Source organism: Comamonas testosteroni TK102, from assembly GCF_000739375.1.
Lineage (GTDB): Bacteria > Pseudomonadota > Gammaproteobacteria > Burkholderiales > Burkholderiaceae_C > Comamonas > Comamonas brasiliensis.
This window is the reverse complement of sequence record NZ_CP006704.1, coordinates 3569280-3593378: the sequence shown is the minus strand read 5'-3', so window position 1 is coordinate 3593378 and position 24099 is coordinate 3569280. Positions and strand designations below refer to the sequence as shown.

The window sequence follows — 24099 nt, the reverse complement described above, 5'->3', positions numbered from 1 at the left end:
ATTTTGCAGACAAGCTTCAATGTAAGCGCTGCCGGGGCCGCAGTGCCGTGATGCGGGGGATGACCTTGGCGCCGGTCTTGGCAAAATGGCTGCATTGTCCTCAGCTTCTTTGCCTGTCCATGCGCCTGAATGTCACGCCGCCGCCCCAGTCCTCGCCAGAGTCCGAGCCTTCCCCGCAATCCGTGGCACGGCGCAGCACCATGCTGTTTCTGCTGTTCTGGCTGGTGGTCATGGCAGCGATGTATCTGGTCATGCAGCATTTCCTCAAGCCGGCCCAGGCCAAGGTCCTGGCCGATGGCACGGTGCGCATCGAGCGCGGCATGGACGGGCACTTCCGCGCCAAGGGCTATGTCAACGATCAGCCAGTCACCTTTATGGTCGATACCGGGGCCACCTCGGTCAGCGTGACCGATGCGCTGGCCGAGCGTGCCGGCCTGGAGGGGGCGAGAAAGTGCGTTTTCGCACGGCCAACGGCGAGCGTGATGGCCGCATCGTCACGGCCGACGAGGTGCGCATTGCCAGCCTGCGTGTGCGCGATGTGCGCGTGGGCACGGGCTATACCGGCGACGACAGCGAAGACGCCTTGCTGGGCCAGAACTTTCTGCGCTTCTTCGATGTGCAGATGAGCGGCGACGAAATGCTGCTGCGTCCGCGCAAGTGAGTAGTGCCAGAGCTTGATTCGGTCTGGGCCCGGGTGTGCCGGGTTTTGGCTGCCGGCGCTGAAGCAGGCCGCCACATCTGCGAAAATGCAGCACACAGGGAATGACCGCTGCGGGCAAGCTTGCCGCAGCGGTGGTGCGTATCGAGGCTCGATCCACGCCCATGCTTCGTGACCTGCCGGGCTCCATCGTTGGAGGAGGCGGCAGGTTTTTCATGTTGCCGAGCCTCAAGTCGAATCGCAGCCCATCGCGATTGCCGCTTCACGCCCGAGCACACGCCATTTGCCCGGCGGCCCTGCAGGCCGTCAGGCCCAGCCATGGATAGTCTGCCGTGTCCCACCGCCAGCCCGTTCGCGTTCCTGAACGCCACCAGTTCGATGCCCTGATCGATGCCCGCTCGCCCGCCGAGTTTGCGCTCGACCATATTCCGGGCTCCATCAACTGCCCCGTGCTGAGCAATGCCGAGCGCGCCGAGATCGGCACCATCTACAAGCAGGTCAGCCCCTTCGAAGCCAAGCGTCTGGGCGCTGCCTATGTGTCGGCCAATCTGGCGCGCCATCTGCGGGAAACCTTTGCCGACAAGCCCGCCAACTGGAAGCCCCTGGTCTATTGCTGGCGCGGCGGCCTGCGCAGCGGCTCCATGGTGACCTGGCTGCGTCTGGTCGGCTGGGATGCCCAGCAACTGGCCGGCGGCTACAAGGCGTTTCGCGGCCATGTGATCGCGCAGCTCGAAAGCCTGGTGCCGCAGCTGCAGATGCGGGTGCTGTGCGGCGCCACCGGCTCGGCCAAGACGCGCGTGCTGCATGCGCTGGCCCAGAGCGGCGAGCAGGTGCTGGATCTGGAGGGCTATGCCAGCCACAAGGGTTCCTTGCTGGGCGGTCTGCCCGGTATCGAGCAGCCCAGCCAGAAGCGTTTCGAGACCCTGATTGCCGAGCAGTTGGAGAGCTTCGATCTCTCCCGCCCCGTCTATGTGGAGGGCGAGAGCGCCAAGATCGGCCGTGTCGGCTTGCCGCTGGTGCTGGTCCAGCATCTGCACAAGGCTCCGGTCATCGAGGTACGCGCCACGGCTGCCGCACGTCTGTCCTATCTGTTGCGCGACTATGCCTATCTGGGCGACGACCCTGAAGTGCTGGCCACCAAGCTGGGCTGGCTCAAGGAGTTGCAGGGCAAGGAGACCGTGAGCCGCTGGCAGCAATGGGCTCGGGAAGGGGAGCTGCCTGCGCTGTTCGAAGAGCTGATGCTGCGCCACTACGACCCGCACTACGAGCGCTCCCAGTCGAATCACTTCGAGCAATGGCCCCGGCGCCAGATTCTGGAGACAGACCAGCTCTCGGACGAGGCCATCACCGGTCTGGCGCAGCAGATCATTGCGATGCAGGCGCGCTGAGTCGGGCCGCCTATTCACTGCGAGCGGCTTGACCAGCCGTCAGGGGCTGGCCAGAGGCCGGCCCAGCTCCTGCACCATCAGCACTTCGTCAAAGTACTCGCCGCCCACATAGAGGGCCGCCGGCTCCAGCCCGTAGGCGCGAAAGCCTGCTTGTTCATACAGGCGCAGCGCCTTGTCGTTGCCGGCATTGCAGCCCAGCATCAGCTGGCGCAACTTCAGCACTCTGCCGTGGGCCACCGCCGTCTCCAGCAGGGCGCGGGCCAGGCCCTGGCCGCGCGCCGGTGCAGCCACATACATGGCAAAGAGATGGCCTTTGTGCGCGGTCTTCTCTCCCTGGTCGCGATACAGGCCCAGGCTGGCGCAGAGTCTGCCGTCTGCATCAAAGCCTCCCCACATGGCCTGGCCCAGGGCGCCGCTGAAGCGGCTCAGCAGCTGTGCCTCGCCGAGTGCCTGCTCGGTCGCGGGCGTGGCGCCGAAGGCGGCGGGGCATTCGGTCAGGGCCTGCAGGCGCAGGGCTCGATAACTGCAAAGATCGGACTTGTTCAGCTGGCGTATGGCATAGGACATGGGTGAGTCTAGAACGTGCTGACGATCTTCTCGCACCGCGACACAGGCTTTGCGGGATGGGATGCCAGGGGGCGGCCCCCCCGCGCGCGATACCGCAGCAACAGCCGCGCTAATGCGAGGATTCGCGCGGCCGGCGAGGCAACGCCGCAGACCGCCCCTGACCGGGCGTGCGCAAGGCACCTGTCCCGCAAGGTTGGCGCGAAATCGGGCGATCTGCTGCGCCCTGTCTCTTGCTTGCACCCCGGTGCAAGCGGCGAGCCATCGCTTCGAACTCATCCCGATGGCGCTCCAACGCGGCTGCGTAGAGCTCGCAGACAGGTTCTTAGACATGCTCGGCAAAGATGGGCACCAGCGACAGCAGCAGCAGGCCGGCCATCACGCCGTTGAACATGCGCAGCGCCTGTGGCGTGCGCAGTGCGCGCCCCACGGTGCTGCCGAACAGGGTCCAGACGCTGATGCTGGGGTAGTTGACCAGGCCCAGCACCAGGGCCGACAGCATCAGATTGACAAAAAAGCCTTCACGCGGCGTGTAGGTTGCTACCACACCCACGGCCATGATCCAGGCCTTGGGGTTGACCCACTGGAAGGCAGCGGCCTGCCAGAAGCCGAACGGACGGTTGCCCGACTGTCCCTGATCCACGCCGCCGGCACGGGCGATTTTCCAGGCCAGCCAGATCAGATAGGCGGCGCCCACATATTTGAGCAGGGTGTAGATGCGCGGCTCGGCCTCGAACAGCTTGCCCAGACCCGCGCCGATCAGCAGCACCATGATGACCACGCCCAGACAGATGCCCAGCATATGCGGCACGCTGCGGCGGTAGCCGAAAGTGGCCCCCGAGGCTGTCAGCATCACATTGTTGGGGCCGGGCGTCACGGAACTGACAAAGGCAAACATGGCCAGTGGCAGGATGAAGGCTGAGGATTCAGGCAGGAATGACATGGTGAACCTTGGGGCGACATAAGCGTTGTGCCTCTATGCTAAGCTTGGATATCAGTACACCATCAGTACACTTTTGCAGGCCAGTTGATGAGCTGGCCTGCTCTAATTGACCTGACACTTTGAGAAAGCGCCCGATGCTGGATGCACAGATCGACGGCGGGGCAGCGGCCCCGGCAACATTGCCCTTGGCCGGGACGGGATCCATGGGATGGCAGCCCATGCGCTCCAGTGCGGTGGGACTGGTGGATCAGCTGGTCGAGCATTTCGGCGGCCTGATCCGCAACCATGGCCTGCGTGTGGGCGTGCGCCTGCCTTCGGTGCGGGCGCTGGCGGAAAACGCCGGTGTCAGCCGCGACACCGTGGTCCAGGCCTATGACAAGCTGGCGGCCCAGGGTCTGCTGCAGTCGCGGCGCGGCAGCGGCTTTTATGTGGCGGCCCAGCGCCGCGTGATGGAGCCTGCGGCCGCCGCTGCAGCCTCGGCGCAGCCAGCGGACTTTGACACCGCCTATCTGCTGCGCGGCATTTTTCGCGACGACAGTGCGGGCACCGGAGGTGCGGGCTGCCTGCCTTCGAGCTGGATGGACCAGGGCCTGATCACCGGTGCCATGCGCGCCATCACCCGCAACAATGCGCGCGCCGAGCAGAGCTTTCTCAGCTATGGTCATCCCCAGGGCTTTTTGCCGCTGCGCCAGCAGATCGCCTCGAATCTGCAGGCCCATGAGGTGCCGGCCCATCCCGAGGCCAATCTCATGACGGTGGGCGGGGTGACCCATGGCCTGGATCTGGTCGTGCGCTGTTTTCTCAAGCCCGGCGATACCGTGCTGGTCGAAGACCCAGCCTGGTTCCTGATCTTCGGGCGGCTCAAATACATGGGCGTGAATGTGGTCGGTGTGCCGCGCCTGCCCGGCGGCCCCGATGTGGCGGCCCTGGCATCGCTGGCCCAGAGCCACAAGCCAAAGCTCTTCATCCTCAACACGGCGGTGCACAACCCCACGGGGCTGAGCCTGTCTGCCGGTGTCGCCCACGAGGTGCTGCGCATTGCCGAGCGCCATGATTTCCTGCTCGTCGAGGACGATACCTATGCCGAATTCCTGGGCGCCATGCCGCTGCGGCTGGCGGCCATGGACAGATTGCAGCGTGTGATTCTGGTGGGCGGCTATTCCAAGAGCTTGTCGGGCGGCCTGCGCGTGGGCTATATCGCGACCAAGCCCGAATATGTCCACCGTCTCACCGACATGAAGCTGCTGGCGGGGCTGACCTCTTCGCTGCCGGCGGAGCAGATCGTCCACCATATTCTGGCCGACGGTTCCTTTCGCAAGCATGTGGACCGGTTGCGCGAGCGGGTGGACAGGGCGCGCGGGCGCTGTCTGCGCAAGCTCGAAGCGCTGGGCTGCCATGCGGAGTACGAACCCGTGGCCGGCACCTTTGCCTGGGTGGACTGCGGCGTGGATACCGAGGTACTGGCGCGTCAGGCGGCGCTGAGCAATCTGCTGCTGGCGCCGGGCCTGCTGTTTTCGCCGCAGCAGGCAACGAGCAGCAAGCTGCGCGTGCCCGTGGCGATGGCCGACCAGGCCGAGCCGTGGCGGGTGCTGGAGCAGATCCTCAGGCAGCTGCGCAAATAGCGTCCTGGCCGGTGAGCGGGCCCGGGCTTTGTTCACGATTGATAACAATCGCGCGCCTTTGGCGTGACTGACCCGGCAGCATCTGCTGTTATGTTTGTAGCATGACAGCAGCACGAGCTTTGCCCCTTGCCGCCGCAGGCCACTGCACGCGCGATCCTCTGCGCGGCGGCTTGCGCATGGGGCTGTGGCTGCTGCCAGGGCTGGTGCTGTGCAGTCTGGCCGCCTGTTCCAGCGCCCCCACGAATCATGGCGAAGTAAAGGGCGAGAACTTTCACTCGCGCGAGCTGCTGCAGTCCGACAGCAACCGCATGGCGACGCTGGCCATGAAGGAGAACCTGGAGAGCCTGTTTCTCATCATGGACAAGCTCTACCGCCGCAATCCCGCCGAATGGAAAAAGACCGCCTCCAGCCGGGAAGCGGCCATGACCTATGTGCGCATTGCCGTCATGGAGCGCCAGCCCTGGCATGAGCTGCAGGACAAGCGCGACGTGGCGGCGCTGTCCCTGGCCTTGCAGCCCGAGTTCGCCGGGGACCGGGTCGCGGCCTTCGTACATGCTGCGGCAGATATGCTGATCACCGCGCATGGCGGGCGAACCAGCTTCACGCTGATCGACGGGCTGGACCCGCAGCATGTCTTCAATGCGGCGCGCAATCTGGAGATTGCCAACTGGATTCTCAACTCGCGCAAGGCGCCCGGTGGAAAGCCCTTGCTGCTATCGAACCAGATAGCAGAGGAAGGCCGCAATCTGAGCTTCGAGCGCGAGATGGGCAAGATCATCGGCCGGCTGGATCTGGTGGCGGACTACACCACCGAGCGCTACCGGCGCTCCGTCATCGGCTATGCCCAGGGCCTGCTTGCCGGCCCTTTCATGCAGTTTTTGCCTGTTCGATAGAAATGCTTCAGGCCTCACAGAGCACGATGGTGGCAATCGCAGACGAGTCTTCCATGGCACGCACGGCGTGGGGCATATTGGCTGGCAGATGCATGAGCTGCTTGGGGCCCAGTTCATGTACGGTCTGACCGATGAGAACCTCGAGCCGACCTTCCAGGCATTGCAGGCTGACGCTGCCAGGTACGCGATGCGGCGGCAGCGACTGGCCCGAGCGCAGCACGACGCGAATGACTTCCAGATCTTCCGCCTTGAAGAGCACGCTCGAGTGAGCGGCTGAAAGCCTGGCTCCGTAAGGAGCGACATCCAGAGCTTGGTGGGTGGGCGTGGAGTGGATATGGTCCATGACAGCACCTGAGCGAAAGCGGTAATAACGCATTCTCCCCCGAGCGTGGCCCAAGTTCAATCACCGTTTTGTGACAGCGCTGTAGGGCATCAGGCCTTATCGCCTCGCTTCGTTGCTCATCAGCGCTGGTCAGCGCGTATCACTCAGGTCCGGGTGCGCTGGCTGCGATCATGCAAACTGCCGTAGATTCTCGGCAGGCATGGGGCTGAAGCCCGCTGTAGAGAATGCTCCAGCCCAGCGTATCAGCAAGATCGAATGACGCAGGTACAGATCCGGCTCATTTGGCCTCAGAGGGGGTGGCGAGGCGCCGTGCGCAGCGGCCGCAAATGTCTAGCTGGATTTAATGATTGGAAAATCGAATCGTTCACTCTTCTTAAACAATTGGACTTGAATGCTTGAACGCTTCAGCATGCAGTGCAGGCACCGGTTACAGGTGCCGCAGCCTGAACAAGGAGACAAGCATGAACAAGCGATTCTTACTGCGTGCCTGTGCGAGCGCAGGCCTGGCTGCCACCATGGGCATTGGCCTTGCGGGGACAGCGCTGGCGCAGGAGGGCTATCCAGCGGCCCCCATCACGCTGGTGGTGCCGTTTGCTGCGGGCAGCGGCACCGATGCGGTGGCCCGCGTGGTGGCCAACAAGCTGGGCGAGCGGCTCAAGCAAGCCGTGGTGGTGGACAACCGGGCCGGGGCCAATGCCCAGATTGCGGCCGCGCATGTGGTCAAGGCCAAGCCGGACGGCTATACGCTGTTCATGACCACCAACACCTCGCATTCGGCCAACCCCTGGCTGGTCAAGGGCCTCAAGTACGACCCCATCAAGGACTTCACGCCCGTGGCGCGCGTGGGCGAGCTGCCGTTTGCGCTGGTGGTCCATCCCTCGGTGCCGGCCAGGACCGTGGCCGAGCTGATTGCCTATGCCAAGTCGCATCCGGACAAGCTCTCCTACGGCACGCCCAACAGTACCTCGCTGGTGGCTTCGGAAACCTTCAAATACATCACGGGTACGCAGATCACCGGCGTGCCCTACAAATCCAGTCCGCAGGCATTGACCGATGTGATGGGCAACCAGATCCAGATGTATGTGGCCGACCTGGGTTCGGCCTGGGGCACGCTCAAGACCGAGCGCGTGCGCACGCTGGCCGTGACGGCGGCCAAGGGATCGCAGCTGCTGCCCAACGTGCCGGCCATCGGCAAGACGCTGCCGGGCTTCGACATCACCTCGTGGAATGGCATCTTCGGCCCGGCCGGCATGCCCAAGGCCATAGCCGAGCGCATCAACGGCGAGCTGCAGCTCATCCTCAAGGACAAGGCCGTGCAGGAGCAACTGGCCCAGGTCGGCTTTGAAGTCTGGCCCACGGCCACGCCCGACGAGTTCGCACTCTATGTGAAGGAGCAGCTGGCCAAATGGGGGCAACTGGTCAAGCAGGCCGGCATCGAGGCGCAGTGAGATGACGAGCATGCACAGCGATAGCCGTCAGGCTGTAGGTACCTCAGCCGGACCATTGGCAGGCGTCAGGGTCGTGGACATGACCTCGGTGATCATGGGGCCGTTTGCCACGCAGATTCTGGCTGCCCTGGGTGCCGATGTGATCAAGGTGGAGTCCCCCGAGGGCGACAACATGCGCCATGTAGGCCCCATGCGCAACCCCGGCATGGGCCCCATTTTTCTCCAGGCCAACCAGGGCAAGCGCTCGGTGGTGCTGGATCTCAAGCAGGCCGCAGCGCGCCAGGCGCTGCTGCAGCTGCTGGCCGATGCCGATGTCTTCATCAGCAATGTGCGGCCTCAGGCCATGGTCAGACTCGGCCTGGACTGGCAGACGCTGGAGCCGAGCCATCCACGCCTGATCCATGTGAGCTGCTGCGGCTTCGATCAGGCCGGCCCCTATGCGGCCAAGCCGGCCTACGACGACCTGATACAAGGGGCGACAGGCGTGCCCTGGCTGGCCCAGCAGTACGGCGGGGGCGAGCCGTCCTATGCGCCCATGACGCTGGGCGACCGGGTCACGGGCCTGCATGCGGTCTATGCGGTCACGGCTGCGCTGTATGCGCGCGAGAAGAGCGGCCGGGGCCAGGCGGTGGTCGTGCCCATGTTTGAGGCCATGACGCAGTTCATCCTCGGCGATCACATGGCCGGGCTGAGCTTCGAGCCGCCGCTGGGCGATGCCGGGTATGCGCGGCTGCTGACGCGCCATCGCAAGCCCTACCGCACCAGCGATGGCCATCTCTGTGTGCTGATCTACAACGACAAGCACTGGCACAGCTTCTTCAACGCCATAGGGCAGGGCGAGCGCATGCATGAGCCCATGTTTGCCACCCACGGCCAGCGCGCAGCGAATATCGATGCCGTCTATGCCGAGGTGGCGAGCCTGATGCGCGAGCGCAGCACGGCCGAGTGGCGTGCGCTGCTCGATGCGGCCGACGTGCCGAATATGCCCATGGCCTCTCCAGAGGACTTGCTGGCCGACCCCCACCATGCGGTCACGGGATTCGTGCGCGAGATCGAGCATCCCAGCGAGGGGCGACTGCGCACCACGGCCAATCCCACGCAGTGGAGCGCAACACCCCCGGGCCGCGAAGCCAGCGCGGCGCCGCAGCTGGGCCAGCACACGCTGCAGGTGCTGCGCGAGGCGGGTCTTGGCGAGGCGCAGATCGCCGCGCTGCAGGCCAGCGGTGGCTGCATGCAGGCTTCATCATCCAACGATAAAAGAGAGACAGACATATGCCCCGCTATCTGATCCGCGAGCAGGACGTACAGGGATACAGCCCCGCCAACCACCACGGCACGGTGAACCGGCGCCTCGTCAGCCAGGGCAATGTCGGCGCGCAGCATATGGAAGTGGTGCTCGGAACGCTGGAAAAAGGCGGCGGTGCGCTGCCGCATGCCCACCCGGGCATGGAGCAGGCCTGCTATCTGCTGGACGGCACGGCCGAGGTGGAAGTGCAAAGCCAGGGCCAGACCGAGCGCTTTGCCATGCAGCCGGGCGATACCTGCTTCTTCCCGGAGGACTGCATGCATGTGTTTCGCGTCACCAGCGACACACCCGTGCGTCTGCTGGTCATCTACAGCCCGCCCTATGGCGAGAATCCGGCACGCGTGCGTCGACCTGATTGATAAAAATAATAGCTGATAGCGCTTGTAAGACGGGCGTTTGAGGCGGATTTCATTGAAATTCAACCGATAGAGAGAAGCCGCCATGGATTTTTTATGGAGCCCCGAGCAGGAACAGATCCGGGATGCCGTGCAGCGGGCCTGCGCGCCTTTCGACGATGACTACTGGCTCAAGAAGGACAGGGACGGCGGCTTTCCGCACGATTTCCACCAGGCCCTGGCAGAAGCCGGCTGGCTGGGCATTGCCATGCCCGAGGAGTTCGGCGGTGCGGGTCTTGGCATCACCGAAGCGGCACTGATGATGCACACCATCTCGGCCACGGGGGCAGGCCTGTCGGGCGCATCGGCCGTGCACATGAACATCTTCGGCCTTCACCCGGCCGTGGTCTTCGGCACCGACGAGCAAAGACAGCGCTGGCTGCCGCCGCTGATCGCTGGCCGGGACAAGGCCTGCTTCGGCGTGACCGAACCCAATGCCGGGCTCAACACCCTCAAGCTGCAGACCCGTGCCGTGCGCGACGGCGATGTCTATGTGGTGCACGGGCAGAAGGTCTTCATCTCCACGGCCCAGGTGGCCAACAAGATATTGCTGCTGGCTCGCACCAGGCCCGTGGAGGAGTGCCAGGGCACCGAGGGCCTGTCGCTGTTCTATACCGACCTGGACCGCAGCCGCATCGCCGTGACCGAGATCGAGAAGATGGGCCGCAAATGCGTGGACACCAACCAGCTCTTCATCGACGGGCTGCGCATCCCGGTGCAGGACCGCATCGGCGAGGAGGGCAAGGGCTTTTCGTACATCTTGCACGGCCTCAACCCCGAGCGCATCCTGATCGCGGCCGAAGCCGTGGGCCTGGGCCGTGCGGCCCTGGCGCGCGCCACCCAGTATGCGAACGAGCGCGTGGTCTTCGACCGGCCCATAGGCCAGAACCAGGGCGTGCAGCACCCACTGGCCCAGGCCTGGATGGGCCTGGAGGCCGCACATCTGATGGTGCAGAAGGCCGCCTTCCTCTACGACAAGGGCCTGCCCTGCGGCGCCGAGGCCAATGCCGCCAAGTACCTGGCCGCAGAAGCCTGCGCCAAGGCCTGCGAGACCGCCATCTTCACGCACGGTGGCATGGGCTATGCCAAGGAGTTCCATGTGGAGCGCTATATGCGCGAGTCGTGGATTCCGCGCCTGGCGCCCGTGAGCCCGCAGCTCATCATGTGCTTTATCGCCGAGAAGGTGCTGGGCTTGCCCAAGTCGTATTGACTGGCCGAGGTGCAGGGGATGGAGGGTCGAGCCAATGACCTGATTGACCTTTCTTCGCCAAGGTCAGAGGGCGGGTCTCGGCCCGCCAGCCGCCTTACTTTCTGGCAACAGAAAGTGAGTCGCCCGCCGCGGCGAAATCTCGGCCCGGCCGGCAAGGCCTCTGTCGCCCGCGATCAAGCCATGCTGTTTTGATAGCTGCTTGCGTTTGCTGTAAGTGGGTTAGAGGGTGATTTTGCTTGGATTTCTGCTTCGGCAACATGCCGGATCTTTAGACAGAGGGCGGGGCGCCCCCGGCGGGTCTCGGCCCGCCATGCCGACCTACTTTTCTTGCTTCGCCAAGAAAAGTAGGCAAAAGAAGGCGACCCCGCTGCCCCCGTCCCTGCGGCTTCGCCTGCGGGCAACCTGCGCCGTCAAGCTCTTGCGGCTATGCGGCCCAACTCACTTCGCGGCAAGCCGCTTCGCTCAGACACACGGCCGCAGATTTGATGACGATGCAGCTGCACTCTGCGGAGCAGCTGCACGCCGCAAGAGCTTGCCGTCACAGGCGTGGGCACAAGGGGTGAGACCAACAACCGGCTTCGTCCCAATTCTTGCAGGCCGCCCGTACCTACCCGTGTGTCTGCGCCTGCGGCACGGGGTTCGGGATGCGGGCAACGCTGCCGCAGGACAGCGTTGCATCGTGAACTGGCTTGCCGCCGTCTGTTTGAGCGAAGCGGCTTGCCGCGCAGCGAGTTGGGCGGCAGCGCAGCTCGAATGGCGTGATGCAGGTTTGCCCGCAGCGAAGCGCAGGGACGTAGACGGTAGGGAGGCGTTCTTTGCTTACTTTCTGACGCGTCAGAAAGTGAGTCGCCCGCCGGGGCGAAAACCCGGCGTGGCCGGCAAGGTCTCTGTCGTTGGCGACAAATCTGCTAGCTGTTTTGATAGCTACTGTCTTGCTGCATCAGGTAAGGTCTTGGCCAAACTTTGCGAATCATGATGAAAACCCATTTGCTGCGTTACTTTGTGGTCCTGGCCGAGGAGCTGCACTTCGGCCGGGCCGCCCAGCGCCTGTGCATCACCCAGCCGCCGCTGAGCATGGCGCTCAAGGCGCTGGAGCAGGATCTGGGCACGGTACTCATGGAGCGCGACGCCAAGAACGTGAAGCTCACTGCGGCAGGCGAGGCCTTCTTGCATGAGGCACGCAAGGTGCTGGCCCAGCTCCAGCATGCGGCCGAGGTGGTGCGCGGCGTGGCCCAGGGGTTGCAGGGGCGGCTGGACATCGGCATCACCGGGTCCATGGTCTACCGGCAGGTGCCCGGGTTCTGCCGGGCCTTTCGCGCCGAGCGCCCGCTGGTCGAGCTCTGCCTGCACGAGATGTCCACGCGCGACCAGCTGCAGGCCATCGCCAGCGGGCAGATCGACTGCGGCTTTCTCAATATCGGCACGCCGCAGGACGATATACGCACGCTGTCCATAGGCGAGGAGCCTTTTGTCTGCTGCCTGCCCAGTGACCATGCGCTGGCCCAGCGCGGCGAAATCGATCTGCGCGAACTGGCCCAGGACACTTTTGTCATGTTTGCGCGCGAGGTGGCGCCGGCCAACTACGACAACGTCATCGCCTGTCTGCAGCAGGCCGGCATCCATCCCCATACACGCCATGCCGCTCGCCAGTGGCTGACCGTCATGGCACTGGTTTCGGCCGGGCAGGGGGTAGCCCTGGTGCCTGCTTGCATGCAGACCGTGGGCATGAACGGCGTGCGCTTTGCGGCGCTGCGCGGCAGCCGGGTGACCACGCCGGCCGTGCTGGCCTGGCGGCCACAGGGCATGCCGGCCGTGCTCGAGGCCTTTGTGGCCAGCGTGCAGAACCTGGTGGAAGCCGGGCAGCCAGGACTCCTGGATGGAGTCCGTTAACCCCGGAATCCGCGTTGCATGGCTTCCCTGGCAGTCACGGGCTGCGGTACCTGTGGTTCACCCGAATTGAATGCCCTGGGCCAGCGGCAGCTCGCGCGAATAGTTGATGGTGTTGGTCGTGCGGCGCATGTACTGCTTCCAGGCGTCCGAGCCGCTCTCGCGGTCGCCACCGGTCTCTTTTTCGCCGCCAAAGGCGCCGCCGATCTCGGCACCGCTGGGCCCGATGTTGACATTGGCCATGCCGCAGTCCGAGCCGGCCGCGCTCAGGAACAGCTCCACCTCGCGCAGATCGTTGGAGAAAATGCAGGAGGACAGGCCTTGAGGCACATCGTTGTTGAGCGCAATGGCCTGCTCCAGCTCGTCGTAGCTCAGCACAAAGAGCAGCGGGGCAAAGGTCTCGTGGCGCACGATGCCGGTCTGGGCCGGCATGTCCACGATCGCCGGTGCCACATAGAAGCCCTGAGGAAACTGCTGCTCCAGCTGGCGCTGGCCGCCCGTCAGCAAATGACCTCCGTCTTTCAGAGCCTGACTCAGCGAGTGCTGCAGTGCCTCGAATGATGCCTGGTTGATCAAGGGGCCGACCAGGGTATCCGGCTGCAGCGGGTTGCCGATGCGCAGGCTGCGGTAGGCCGGCAGCAGCCTGTCCAGCAGCGGCTGTTTGATATCGCGGTGCACGATCAGGCGGCGCAGCGAGGTGCAGCGCTGGCCGGCCGTGCCCACGGCGCTGAAGACGATGGCGCGCACGGCCAGATCCAGGTCGGCTGCCGGCGTGACCACCATGGCGTTGTTGCCGCCCAGCTCCAGAATGCGCTTGCCAAAGCGCGCCGCCACCTTGGGGCCCACGGTACGGCCCATGCGGCTCGATCCCGTGGCCGAAACCAGCGCAATCCGGGGGGCTGTCCACCAGGGCCTCGGCGACAGCTGCGCCGCCCAGCACGATCTGCGCCAGACCTGCCGGAGCCCGGTCGCCAAACCGGGCAATGGCGCGTTCCAGCGCCTTGAAGGTGGCGAGGCCCGATAGCGGTGCCTTGTCGGAGGGCTTGAAGATCACCGGATTGCCGCAGACCAGGGCAATCGCCGCGTTCCAGGCAAATACGGCGCTGGGAAAGTTGAAGGCCGTGATGACGGCCACCGGCCCCAGCGGGTGGTATTGCTCCATGATGCGGTGGCCGGGACGCTCGGAGACAATGGTCTTGCCATGCAGCTGACGCGACAGGCCCAGCGCAAATTCGCAGATGTCCACGCCTTCCTGCACCTCGCCCAGGCCTTCCTGCACGATCTTGCCGACCTCGCAGGAAATCACATGGCCTATATCGGCCTTGGCGCGGCGCAGCTCCTCGCCCCAGAGCCGGACCAGCTCGCCGCGCACCGGGGCGGGCATCAGGCGCCATTGCTTGAAAGCCTGCACCGCGTGGTCTATGACCGGCGGGATCTGGGCACCTGGCAGGGCGGCCAGGCCAGCCAGTTCCGTGCCGTCGATGGGCGAGTGCACTCTGATGTCCTTGCCTTCAAGGGCCTGCAGCGCAATGCCGCAGCGGCTCAGTACGGTCTGGAAGTCGGCGGCGGAGATGGCAGTCATGGCGTTGCCTCCTGATGGGTGTGAGATACAGGCCTCAGTCGAGCAGGCCTGCAAAGTAATGGGCCACGCGGGTGCCAGAGAGTGCGGCCAGCGTGCATTGCTCCTGGCGCACAAAGCCATGCCGGGGCAACTGGCCCGTGGCGAACAGCTCCACCGCGGCCAGCATGCCTGCCGAGGTCGTCAGCTCTATGGCCGTGCGCTGCTTGCCGCGCAGTGCAGCGCCAAAGACACGGGCGCCGCGCGTCAGCTGCTCCAGCCGGCCCGCGCGCATGCCGCTGGCCATGGCGGCAATCACCACCATGTCTTCGCGGCTGTGGGGCACCGCGCCTTCGAGCACCTGGCGCAGTAGATCGCGTCGCTCGATCAGGCGCAGTCCATGCAGCAGCAAATGCATGGCATCGCGATGTCCGGGATGGCGTATGGTCTTGTAGTTGAGGTTGCGCACCCGGCCCTGCAGCGTCTCGCACAGCGTGCCCAGGCCGCCCGAGGTGTTGAAGGCCTCGAAGTTCTCACCGTCCAGAATCAGGGCTTCGACCCCCTCCAGCGGCGGCACCAGCATGGGCTGTCCGTTGACGATGGTGTTGCAGGGCTTGCAGTACTCGTTGATGACGCCGTCCACGCTCCAGGTGAAGTGGTAGCGCAGCGCATTCGTCGCATGGCGCGTGAGTGCGCCCACGCGCAGCTGCAGATCGAACAGCTCGTCGAACTGCTGGGCCAGATGGCCACCCAGCATGCCGATCAGACCCGGCGCCAGTCCGCACTGCGGCATCAGCACCGAGCGTGCCTGCGCCGCCATCTCCTGTATGGCGCGCATGGCCGCCACATCCTCGGTCAGGTCGAAGTAATGCACGCCCTGCCGCGCCGCAGCCCGGGCTACGCGCTCGGCACAGAAGAAAGGCAGGGCATTGATGACCAGCGAGTGCTGCTGCAGCGTGCGGGTCAGCGCCGCATCGTCGTGGATGTCCAGCTGCAGTGGGTGGATCTGCGGGTCGCTGCCGGGCGGGGGCTGCATATCGGCCAGCGTGACGGTGGCTTCATGCAGCTCGGCAGCCATGTCGGCGATCGTTGAGCCGATCTTGCCGGCGCCGAGGATGAGAATGTTGTGTCCAGTCAGCTTCATCATGGAGAACTCCTTGAGAGCAACGCAGCGATCACTTCCTCTGGGGCCATCTTAAACACAGGGCAGCGATTTGCACCACCGTGGCAAGCGTCAGCAGGAGTCGATTTGCGTGGGCAGACAAGAAGTCTTCTGGCGGCTGTCTGACTTCAGAAACAATAGCTGTCAGCGCTTGAAAAATCAGAGCTGACAGCTTGGCAGGCTTCAGTCCCGGAGGTCAGTCGTGATACCCGCTGCAGCAAAGCGGGGTCGGCTGGCCGGTGACCGGGTCTGGTGGTTAGTGGCTGTGCAGCACGATGGTGAGCAAGGCCGAGGAGTCGAGCTCGGCCTCGATCTCGTATCGGACCTGGGCGGGCAGAAACAGCAATTGCCCCGCGCTCAACGTCTGGCGACTTGCGCCCTGGATGACGGCGAGCCGGCCCTCCATGCATTGCATCGTCAGCTCGCCCGGCACCTCGTGTTCAGGCAGGCGTTTGCCTGCCGTGAGCACCAGACGGATCACTTCCAGGGTGTCGGACTTGAACAGTGCCGTGGACACCTGGCTTCCCAGCGAAGTGCCGTAGGGCAGCACGTCGACGGGAACCCCGGGTTGGGCATGGGGCAAGGCCATGGCCTCAGGCCTTTTTCTGCAGCATCTTGATGACGCTGGAAAAGTCTTCACCACCATGGCCCGACAGGCTGTGCGCCGCATAGATGGAGCGCGCCATGCCGCCCAGCGGCGTGCTGGCGCGATTGGCCGTGGCGTTGTCCTGCGCCAGTCCCAGGTCCTTGAGCATCAGGTCCGTGCCAAAGCCGCCTGCATAGCCCTTGCTGGCCGGTGCGTTCTCATGCACGCCGGGGAAGGGGTTGTATTTTTCCAGGGCCCAGTTGCCGCCCGAGCTACGGCGCATGATTTCGGACAGCACCTTGGGGTCCAGGCCGTTGGCCACGCCCAGTGCAATCGCTTCGCTGGTGCCCACCATCAGAATGCCCAGCAGCATGTTGTTGCAGATCTTGGCCGTCTGGCCCGCACCCACAGCGCCGGCGTGGAAGATATTGGCGCCCATTTTTTCAAGCAGAGGCTGGGCGCGTGCCAGCTGCGCATCGCTGCCGCCCACCATGAAGGTCAGCGTGCCGGCAATCGCACCGCCGGTGCCGCCCGAGACCGGGGCGTCGATAAAGTCGATGCCTGCCGCCTGGGCCGCCTGTGCCACCTTCTGGCTGGTGGCTGCGGCGATGGTGGAGCTATCGATGACCAGCGTGCCCTTGGCGATATGTGCGAGCAGGCCGGCCGCGCCCTCGCGGCCCAGGAACAGGCTCTCCACATGCTGGCTGGCAGGCAGCATGGTGATGACGGCTTCGGCGCCCTGTACGGCATCCTGGGCACTGGAGGCTTGCTGGGCTCCTGCGGCCACGACCTTGGCGATGGCCTCCTGGCTCAGATCAAAGGCCTTGACGCTGTGGCCGGCCTTGGCCAGATTGATGGCCATGGGGGCTCCCATATTGCCCAGGCCGATAAAAGCGATTTGCATGTCTGTCTCCTTGCTGTTATTGAATTGATAGCGTCTAACGCTTTATCCATAAGCGATTGATCGATATTTCGCTTAATCCTTGAGAGTTGCCCCTCTGTCCGCGAGCAGGCTGCGCAGGATGCTTCGGTGGCAATGCGCCTCGTCGTCGCAGTAGCAGCCCAGAGAAAAGGCGGAGCTATGCGACAGGGCCGCAAGCAGACCCAGTGTGCGATCGGCGGCGGGCTCGGCCAGTTGCTTGCGAAACTGCTTTTCAAACTGCTTCCAGAGCTTGTCGGCCTGTGCCTCCTGGCCTGCCTTGCGCAGCTTGATGGACTCCAGGGCCTGCTGCATCAGCTCCACCTCGGGCGAGAGCTCGGGATACCAGCAGTCGTAGTAGTTGCGGCTTGCGAACTCGGCCTTGGGCACGCCGCGCGGCGGTCTGCGCACCGTGCCTATGCGCAGGCCCTCGTCGGGGGCACGTTCGCTGCCTAGCTGGACTATGCGTATGGCCATGAGTTCAGTCCTTGGTGCTTATTCGCTGTCGAAAATGGGGTGCTTGCGGGGGGCGTCGGTATCCAGCGGCTTGGGCGACGGCTTTGAGCGCTTGCGTGCGCTGCTTGTGCTTGGAGCGTCGGGGCTTTCTTCGGCGGCCGGCTTTCTGATATCGGCCTTGCTGGCGGTCTTGCGTTTTGGCGTGGCCTTTGCCAGCGGGTTGAAGGCCAGGGCCTCGCCTATCCAGTACAGCCATTGATCACGCCTGGCATAGGCCGTGGGGCCGACGAGAAAGTAGCCGTCCATCAGACCGCGCGAGGACAGCGGGCGCACGCCCGGCATCTCCGCAATCTGCGCGTGGCCGGCCGGCGGCAGGCGCACCAGCAACTCGTCGTTTTCCACGCCCAGGCACATCTTGCCGTCGACCATGAACACATGGCAGCCGAACATGGTCTTCTCTTCCACGGCTGTGCAATCCTGCAGCGCATCGCGCACGGCGTCTATGAGCTGCAGGGTTTCAGGGGCGATGGGTTTGGCGGGCATGGCAGTCCTTGCTTGGTAGGAAGGCAGCAGCTTAGCGAATGAGCTCCGGCGCATCGCCTTCCAGCATGCGCCTGGCAATGATGACGCGCATGATTTCGTTCGTGCCTTCCAGAATCTGGTGCACGCGGGCGTCGCGCATCAGGCGCTCCAGCGGGTACTCGCGGATGTAGCCATAGCCGCCATGCAGCTGCAGGGCCTCGTTGCAGACCATGAAGCCGGCATCGGTGGCAAAGCGCTTGGCCATGGCGCAATAGGTCGATGCGTCGCGCGCCCCGGCATCCAGCTTGGATGCAGCCAGGCGCACCATCTGACGTGCCGCGACCAGCTCGGTTGCCATGTCGGCGAGCTTGAACTGCAGGGCCTGGAAGCTCGCAATGGTCTTGCCGAACTGCTTGCGCTCCTGCATGTAGTGCTGGGCCTGGGTCAGCGCCCCCTGGGCCGCGCCCACCGAGCAGGTGGCGATATTGATGCGACCGCCATCCAGCCCCCTCATGGCGATCTTGAAGCCTTCGCCCTCGCGGCCCAGCAGGTTGTGCGCAGGAATGCGCACATTGTCGAAGCTGATGACGCGCGTGGGCTGGCTGTTCCAGCCCATCTTCTCTTCCTTCTTGCCATAGCTCACGCCGGCCGCATCGGCAGGCACGGCAAAGGCCGAGATGCCCGAAGCCCCGGAGCCGGCATCACCGGTTCTTGCCATCAGCACCAGTACATCGGTGCTGCCCGCGCCGCTGATGAAGGCCTTGCTGCCGTTGACGATGTACTCGTTGCCCACCAGCTCGGCCCGGGTCTTGAGCGAGGCTGCATCCGATCCCGCGCCGGGCTCGGTCAGGCAGTAGCTGGCCAGCTTGCTGCCGCTGGTGAGCTGCTCGCCCCATTCGGCGCGCACGGCATCGGTGGCCCAGGTGCCCAGCATCCAGGTCGCCATGTTGTGGATGGTGATGAAGGCCGTGGTCGATGGGTCGACGGCTGCCATTTCCTCGAAGACCAGGGTCGCATCGAGTCGTGGCAGGGCCAGGCCGCCAATGCTTTCCGGAGCATAGAGGCCGCAGAAGCCCAGCTCGCCGGCCTTGGCAATGGCCTCGCGCGGGAAGATATGCTCGCGGTCCCACTCTGCCGCATACGGCGCCAGCTCGGCCTGCGCAAAAGCACGGGCGGTATCGGCAAAAGCGCGTTGATCTTCGCTGAGTTCAAAGTCCATTTCATGTCTCCTTTTTTGTTCTACTCGTCTTCTGGCCCCTGACGGCTTTGCAGTTCAGTCCGGCGGCCCTTGGTGCAGCCAGCGCTTGAGCACCGCATCGCGGGCCGTGATCTGCTGCACCAGACAGCCGTGGTAGCGGCTGGGCCAGTCGGGCTGCGCTTCAAAGGCCTTCGTGGCCTGCTTGCAATGGGTGACGCGATGGCGGCTCCATTCGCCTTGCTCCTTGCGCAGGGCGGGGCGCTCATGGGCCGATAGCGCACGCATCACATCGCCGTAGAGAATCTGGTGGTCGGTGTCGGCCTGCTGGAAATCCTTGATGGCGCAGGCATTGGTCTGGGCCGTGGTGCCGCCGGGCACGCAGTCGGCACCGGCCTGTGCCAGTGCATGCTGGCTCAAGCTGGCTGTCATCAAAAGAGCTGCAAGCGATTGGCTGGCAACGGCTGCAGGCCATGTGCGCCTGCTTTGGGGATTGCGGATCGTCATGCCCGCATCATCGCAGCCCATGGTGGGCTGCAGGCGCTGTCGGTGTGCAATTGCCCGGTTCATGGCTGTTCGCCGCCTTGCTCGTTCCAGGCCAGCGGATGCCACTGGTTCTTGAAGACCACGACCCGGCTCAGGGCCATGCCGATGCGGCAGGCAGCCATGTCCTCGGCTTCATGGACATAGCCATTGGGCTGGCAGCGCCGGTCGCGCTCCTGTGTCCACTCTTGCTGCTCGGTCTGCAGAGCCCGGGCGCTGGCCTGCGGCAGCCGGCGCTGCAACGACAGATAGAGCACCTGCATGCTGCGTTCTATGACCTGGGCCTGCTGCTGCAGGCAGGCAAGCGACAGCGGCTGGCCGGACGGGCAATGCGGCGGGTCCTGATCGCCCTCCTGGGCTGCAGTTGCAGGCAGAGGGATGAGCAGCAGGCCGCTGACGGCCAGGGCGCAGAGTCGGGCCAGCGGCCGGGCAGCAATGCCGGCTGTGCCGGTGGCAGGGCGCTGAGATGGGCAACGGGACAATTCTTGAGCGTACATGCCAGCCATCATGAGCAAAGCCAGGCAGTGCGGCCCGTGCCTTGCAAGAGGCAGGGCGGCACTGTCGGGTTTCATGGCCGGCTTACTTCAGGCTGATGGTGGTGTTCACGCCGTGGCTGGTGGTGCTGTCGTCGAACCAGCGCGCCGTGATGGTCTTGGTCTGGGTGTAGAACATCACCACCTGCTTGCCGTAGGGGCCCAGGTCGCCCAGCTTGGAGGCCCGGCTGCCCGTGAACGAGAACAGCGGCACCGGCACGGGAATGGGCACATTGATACCGACCTGGCCCACATCGATGTCTTCCTGGAACTTGCGCGCGGCCGCACCCGACTGGGTGAAGATGGCCGTGCCGTTGCCATTGGGGTTGGCATTGATGAACTCGATGGCCTGATCGATGTCCTCGGCCGCGACCAGGCACAGCACGGGGCCGAAGATTTCCTGCTCGTAGATGCTCATGCCGGGCTTGACGCCGCTGAAGATGGTGGGGCCGACGAAATTGCCCTTGGCATAGCCGGCCACCTCGGGTTTGCGACCGTCCAGCTCCAGCGTGGCACCGTCGGCCAGGCCGCGCTCGATCAGGCCTTCGACCCGCGACAGGGCCGCGCAGCTCACCAGCGGGCCGACATCGGTGCCGGGCTCGGTGCCGCCATTGACCTTGAGGGTCTTGGACTTTGCCACCAGATCGGGAATCCAGTTGCGGGCTTCTCCCACCAGCACCGCCACGGAGACCGCCATGCAGCGCTGACCGGCCGCACCGAAGGCCGCGCCCAGCAGTGCATTGAGCGACTGCTCCTTGTTGGCGTCGGGCATGACGATGGCGTGGTTCTTGGCGCCCATCATGCATTGCACACGCTTGCCGTTGAGGCTGGCGCGGTTGTAGACATGGGTGCCGACCTTGGTGGAGCCCACGAAGCTGATGGCCTTGATATCGGGGTGGTCGCAGATGGCGTTGACCACGTCCTCGCCACCGTGGATCACATTGAGCACGCCGGGAGGCACGCCGGCTTCCAGTGCCAGTTCGGCCAGGCGCATGGTGACGATGGGGTCCTGCTCGGAGGGCTTGAGGATGAAGGTATTGCCCGTGGCGATGGCCATGGGGAACATCCACAGCGGAATCATGGCCGGGAAGTTGAAGGGGGTGATGCCTGCGCACACGCCCAGCGGCTGGTTCAGCGTATAGGTATCGACGCCGTTGGCCACATTGTTGGCCAGCTCGCCCAGTTGCAGCGTACCGATATTGGCCGCATGTTCCACGACTTCCAGGCCGCGGAAGACATCGCCTTCGGCGTCGGGCAGGGTCTTGCCCTGTTCGGCCGTCAGCAGGGCGGCCAGCTCCTTCATGTTCTCGCGGATCAGCTGCTGCAGCTTCAGAAAGATGCGCGCACGTGCACCGATGGGGGTCTTCTTCCAGGTCTTGAACGCCTGCTTGGCATTGGCCACGGCAGCGTTGACCTCGTCGGGCGTGGCGAAAGGCACGCGCGCCAGCACTTCCTGGGTCGCAGGGTTGACCACATCGCGCCACTGAGTGGTTTTGGATTCGACCATCTGCCCGTTGATGAGCAGCTTGACCGTGGGCGCCAGAACCTTGGCGGAAGTCGGTGCGTTCATGAGGTGTCTCCGTTGGTGAATTTGTTCCTCATGGTATGTGTGCGGATTTGCTCTAGCAATAGCAAACACTGCACATAGGGTGTGCAAATGTGCACGAGTGGATGCTATGTCTGCCAGCGGTTTGGAGCTCGTGCCGCAGGCATGGCTGCAGTACCTGCGGCGGCACAAGGCGAAACGGCCCGGCTGCGACCCAGGCATTGCTGCAATGCCTGTGGGCGGGCTGGGCCGCAGAAGCCGAGCCGCGGAGGCCGGGCCGTATCACGCTGGGCCCTTTCGCAGGGCTCAGACGCTCTTAGAGTTCGCTGAACATCTCGTCAAAGGTTTCGCGCGCGAAGTCGTTGCGCCATGCCTTGTCCTTGTCCTTGGGCACCATGCCCAGAGACAGCGTGCCTTCGTAGGTGTGGTTGGCAGGAGCCGAGTAGGCGGCCTGCAGCTTCTTGAGCTCGCCCTGCACCTGATCCACGCTGAGCTTGTTGCGAACCATGCGCTGAATGCCTTCAGCCCAGGTTTCGGGAGTCTTGACCAGTTGGCAGCTGAACTTGACTTCGGTATTGAGCACGCCATGCTTGTCGAGCTTGGGCTTGCTGGCGGAGACGGTCTTGCACTGCGATTGCTGGCGCGTCTTTTGCACCGTGCTCATCAGGCTTTCCACGGGCGCGCGCAGGGCATTGCGTTGTGCTTCGGGGAACAGGGGCAGGGCCACATCGGCGATTTCGCGCGGGAAGTCCTTGTCAGCCTCTTTCAACTCGGCTGCATTGGCGTAGTCCGCGCTGCGGCCCGAGCGCAGGCGGTCGGGGCGCAGATAGTCATTGAGCTGGCTGATGGCCTGCTCGTCGTGATTGACCAAGGTGCGGATGTACAGCTCGGCCGCAGCAATGGGCGAGGGCGGCTCGGCCGCCTGTGAGGCTGCAGCCAGGGGCAGCAGCAAAAAGGCGATGGCTGTCTTGATGGAATTGTTCATCTTTTTATAACGATTTGAAGGGGCTGAATCGCGTGGAGTCACGTGAAAACAGAAGGAAGCCCGGCGCTGCAGCCTGGGCGGTAAGCGGCCTTGAGAGAAGGCCTGCCGCGGATCGGCAGCAGCCTCTTGGCATGGGGGCGCTCCAGAGTCTGGATGCAAGTCCGTGGGAGCGCCTCGCAACAAGTGTAACCCTGGCTTGCTAGCATTTTTGCAGGCCTGCAGGAAGCGCGCTGCAACGGGATCGAGAACTGCAGCCCCTGCGCAGCACCTGTTGCCCAGTGTCGGTGCGGCAGGCAAAAAGCCCCGTGCAGCCAGTGCTGACGGGGCTTTTTGAGGGCTGGGGATGTGTCCGGGCCGCGCTTTCGGGATGGCTGCAGCCAGCTCTCAGTCGAGGCTGATCTGGGCCTTCTCGATCAGCAGCTTGTATTGCTCGGACTTCTTCCTGGCAAATTGCTGCATTTCGGGCACGGTAAAGCTCATAGGCTGGAAGGCAAAGGTGGAGAACTTCTCGCGGACCTGTGGGTCCTGCAGCACGGCCACCACATCGTTGCGGATCTTGTCGCGCACGGCGGCGTCCACGCCCTTGGGGCTGAGCAGGGAGACAAAGGAGTTCACATCCAGCTCGGCAGGGCCGCCGGCTTCGGCGACCGTGGGCACGTCCGGCATTTGCGCAATGCGCTTGGGTGCGGCCACGGCCAGATAGCGGATCTTGCCGCTTTTGTAGATGCCCTGGCTGGAGGGCAGGCTGGCAAAGCTCCAGGTCGGGTCGCCATTGGCGACCGAGGTGAACAACTGGCTGACCTCGCGGTAAGGCACATGGGTCATCTTGCTGCCGGTCAGATAGTCCAGCCATTCGCCGCCCAGATGGCCGGGGCTGCCCACGCCCCAGGAGCCATAGCTGATCTTGCCGGGCTCGGCCTTGGCGGACTTGATCAGCTCACCCATGTTCTTCCACGGCGAAGTCGTGGGGACGGCCACAAAGAAGGGCGTCAGGAACAGTGGGGCCACGGGGTCGAAGTGGCTGAGCGTGTTGAAGTTCTTGTTCTTGTAGAGATAGGGCAGGGCGGAGATATGCTCGCTGTCCAGCTGCAGCAGGGTATAGCCGTCGGCCTTGGCGCGGCGCGCGTACTCGATGGCTACAAAGCCGCCGCCGCCGGGGCGGTTGTCCACGGTCACGCCCTGTTTCCAGCGCTGGGCCAGTTTTTCGCCCACGATGCGCAGCACGGCATCGGGGCCGCTGCCCACGGCAAAGGCCGTGACCACGGTCACCGGGCGGTTGGGATAGCCGGGCGCATCGCCCTGGGCCAGCGCAGGCCCGGCTGCAGCCAGCAGAGCGGCTGCGGCAACTATGGTCTTGATAGCTGTTTGGGTATGTGTGGATTGGCTTTTGGGCTGATTTTGCTCGTATTTCACAGTTTGTCTCCGGTGGATATTTTT

General features: G+C 64.4%; 23 protein-coding genes and 2 pseudogenes. 9 read left to right on the top strand and 16 right to left on the bottom strand.

Annotated features, from left to right (window positions below; translation table 11 throughout):
* Positions 1 to 100: 100 nt before the first annotated feature.
* Complete coding sequence (locus O987_RS29525) at positions 101 to 253, bottom strand: hypothetical protein (protein ID WP_235214426.1); 153 nt, start codon at positions 251 to 253, stop codon at positions 101 to 103.
* On the opposite strand from O987_RS29525, the pseudogene O987_RS29785 reads away from it, so the two are divergent.
* Both O987_RS29785 and mnmH read left to right on the top strand, forming a co-directional pair.
* A pseudogene (locus tag O987_RS29785) lies at positions 201 to 661 on the top strand (retropepsin-like aspartic protease family protein). The gene O987_RS29525 and the pseudogene O987_RS29785 overlap by 53 nt on opposite strands.
* Positions 662 to 990: 329 nt before the next feature.
* A complete protein-coding gene (mnmH, locus tag O987_RS16240) occupies positions 991 to 2046 on the top strand; it encodes a tRNA 2-selenouridine(34) synthase MnmH (protein ID WP_043373493.1) in 1056 nt (351 codons plus the stop codon).
* Positions 2047 to 2085: 39 nt separating this feature from the next.
* On the opposite strand, the gene O987_RS16235 is transcribed toward mnmH, so the two are convergent.
* Together O987_RS16235 and O987_RS16230 are read right to left on the bottom strand one after the other, a co-directional pair.
* Entirely contained in the window at positions 2086 to 2613 is a 528-nt protein-coding gene (locus O987_RS16235) for a GNAT family N-acetyltransferase (RefSeq protein WP_043373490.1), read from the bottom strand.
* Positions 2614 to 2935: 322 nt separating this feature from the next.
* A complete protein-coding gene (locus O987_RS16230) occupies positions 2936 to 3553 on the bottom strand; it encodes a LysE family translocator (RefSeq protein ID WP_043003791.1) in 618 nt (205 codons plus the stop codon).
* A 134-nt stretch (positions 3554 to 3687) separates the two neighbouring features.
* Between O987_RS16230 and O987_RS16225 the strand changes: the two genes are divergently transcribed.
* Positions 3688 to 5175: a PLP-dependent aminotransferase family protein gene (locus tag O987_RS16225; protein ID WP_043373486.1), complete on the top strand. Its 1488-nt coding sequence runs from the start codon at positions 3688 to 3690 to the stop codon at positions 5173 to 5175.
* Between the two features lie 101 nt (positions 5176 to 5276).
* Entirely contained in the window at positions 5277 to 6068 is a 792-nt protein-coding gene (locus O987_RS16220) for a hypothetical protein (RefSeq protein ID WP_043373484.1), read from the top strand.
* Positions 6069 to 6075: 7 nt separating this feature from the next.
* On the opposite strand, the gene O987_RS16215 is transcribed toward O987_RS16220, so the two are convergent.
* A complete protein-coding gene (locus O987_RS16215) occupies positions 6076 to 6411 on the bottom strand; it encodes a cupin domain-containing protein (protein ID WP_043003822.1) in 336 nt (111 codons plus the stop codon).
* Between the two features lie 461 nt (positions 6412 to 6872).
* Between O987_RS16215 and O987_RS16210 the strand changes: the two genes are divergently transcribed.
* The 5 genes from O987_RS16210 to O987_RS16190 all read left to right on the top strand — a co-directional run bounded on the left by O987_RS16210 (position 6873) and on the right by O987_RS16190 (position 12660).
* Complete coding sequence (locus tag O987_RS16210; RefSeq protein ID WP_043373481.1) at positions 6873 to 7859, top strand: Bug family tripartite tricarboxylate transporter substrate binding protein; 987 nt, start codon at positions 6873 to 6875, stop codon at positions 7857 to 7859.
* 1 nt (position 7860) lies between these two features.
* Positions 7861 to 9147 (top strand): CaiB/BaiF CoA transferase family protein, encoded by a 1287-nt coding sequence (locus O987_RS16205; protein ID WP_080731542.1) that lies wholly within the window; start codon positions 7861 to 7863, stop codon positions 9145 to 9147.
* Positions 9132 to 9524, top strand: a complete 393-nt coding sequence (locus O987_RS16200) for a cupin domain-containing protein (RefSeq protein WP_043373477.1) — start codon at positions 9132 to 9134, stop codon at positions 9522 to 9524. Before O987_RS16205 ends, O987_RS16200 begins: the two co-directional genes overlap by 16 nt.
* A gap of 82 nt (positions 9525 to 9606) precedes the next feature.
* Positions 9607 to 10770 carry an acyl-CoA dehydrogenase family protein gene (locus O987_RS16195; RefSeq protein WP_043373472.1) on the top strand — a complete coding sequence of 388 codons (1164 nt, stop codon included), beginning with the start codon at positions 9607 to 9609 and terminating at the stop codon, positions 10768 to 10770.
* Between the two features lie 972 nt (positions 10771 to 11742).
* The gene (locus O987_RS16190) at positions 11743 to 12660 is read left to right on the top strand and encodes a LysR family transcriptional regulator (RefSeq protein ID WP_043373470.1); all 918 of its coding nucleotides are present in this window, start codon (positions 11743 to 11745) and stop codon (positions 12658 to 12660) included.
* A 57-nt stretch (positions 12661 to 12717) separates the two neighbouring features.
* On the opposite strand, the pseudogene O987_RS16185 reads toward O987_RS16190, so the two are convergent.
* The 12 genes and pseudogenes from O987_RS16185 to O987_RS16130 all read right to left on the bottom strand — a co-directional run bounded on the left by O987_RS16185 (position 12718) and on the right by O987_RS16130 (position 24021).
* A pseudogene (locus tag O987_RS16185) lies at positions 12718 to 14239 on the bottom strand (aldehyde dehydrogenase family protein).
* Positions 14240 to 14273: 34 nt separating this feature from the next.
* Positions 14274 to 15362: a saccharopine dehydrogenase family protein gene (locus O987_RS16180; RefSeq protein WP_043373467.1), complete on the bottom strand. Its 1089-nt coding sequence runs from the start codon at positions 15360 to 15362 to the stop codon at positions 14274 to 14276.
* Between the two features lie 271 nt (positions 15363 to 15633).
* Positions 15634 to 15966, bottom strand: coding sequence for a cupin domain-containing protein (locus O987_RS16175; protein WP_043373465.1), 333 nt, complete (start codon positions 15964 to 15966; stop codon positions 15634 to 15636).
* Between the two features lie 4 nt (positions 15967 to 15970).
* A complete protein-coding gene (mmsB, locus tag O987_RS16170) occupies positions 15971 to 16867 on the bottom strand; it encodes a 3-hydroxyisobutyrate dehydrogenase (protein WP_043373462.1) in 897 nt (298 codons plus the stop codon).
* 72 nt (positions 16868 to 16939) lie between these two features.
* Positions 16940 to 17359 (bottom strand): DUF488 domain-containing protein, encoded by a 420-nt coding sequence (locus O987_RS16165; protein ID WP_043373460.1) that lies wholly within the window; start codon positions 17357 to 17359, stop codon positions 16940 to 16942.
* Positions 17360 to 17377: 18 nt separating this feature from the next.
* Entirely contained in the window at positions 17378 to 17881 is a 504-nt protein-coding gene (locus tag O987_RS16160; protein ID WP_043373458.1) for a TfoX/Sxy family protein, read from the bottom strand.
* 31 nt (positions 17882 to 17912) lie between these two features.
* Positions 17913 to 19079 carry an acyl-CoA dehydrogenase family protein gene (locus tag O987_RS16155; protein ID WP_043373456.1) on the bottom strand — a complete coding sequence of 389 codons (1167 nt, stop codon included), beginning with the start codon at positions 19077 to 19079 and terminating at the stop codon, positions 17913 to 17915.
* 54 nt (positions 19080 to 19133) lie between these two features.
* The gene (locus O987_RS16150) at positions 19134 to 19583 is read right to left on the bottom strand and encodes a lysozyme inhibitor LprI family protein (protein ID WP_370458241.1); all 450 of its coding nucleotides are present in this window, start codon (positions 19581 to 19583) and stop codon (positions 19134 to 19136) included.
* 38 nt (positions 19584 to 19621) lie between these two features.
* Entirely contained in the window at positions 19622 to 20095 is a 474-nt protein-coding gene (locus tag O987_RS16145; RefSeq protein WP_235214164.1) for a lysozyme inhibitor LprI family protein, read from the bottom strand.
* An 82-nt stretch (positions 20096 to 20177) separates the two neighbouring features.
* Positions 20178 to 21701: a CoA-acylating methylmalonate-semialdehyde dehydrogenase gene (locus O987_RS16140; RefSeq protein WP_019042050.1), complete on the bottom strand. Its 1524-nt coding sequence runs from the start codon at positions 21699 to 21701 to the stop codon at positions 20178 to 20180.
* 292 nt (positions 21702 to 21993) lie between these two features.
* Positions 21994 to 22662, bottom strand: coding sequence for a hypothetical protein (locus tag O987_RS16135; RefSeq protein ID WP_043373448.1), 669 nt, complete (start codon positions 22660 to 22662; stop codon positions 21994 to 21996).
* 384 nt (positions 22663 to 23046) lie between these two features.
* On the bottom strand, positions 23047 to 24021 hold the full coding sequence (locus tag O987_RS16130) for a tripartite tricarboxylate transporter substrate binding protein (protein WP_051962307.1): 975 nt from the start codon (positions 24019 to 24021) through the stop codon (positions 23047 to 23049).
* Between the last annotated feature and the right edge of the window lie 78 nt (positions 24022 to 24099).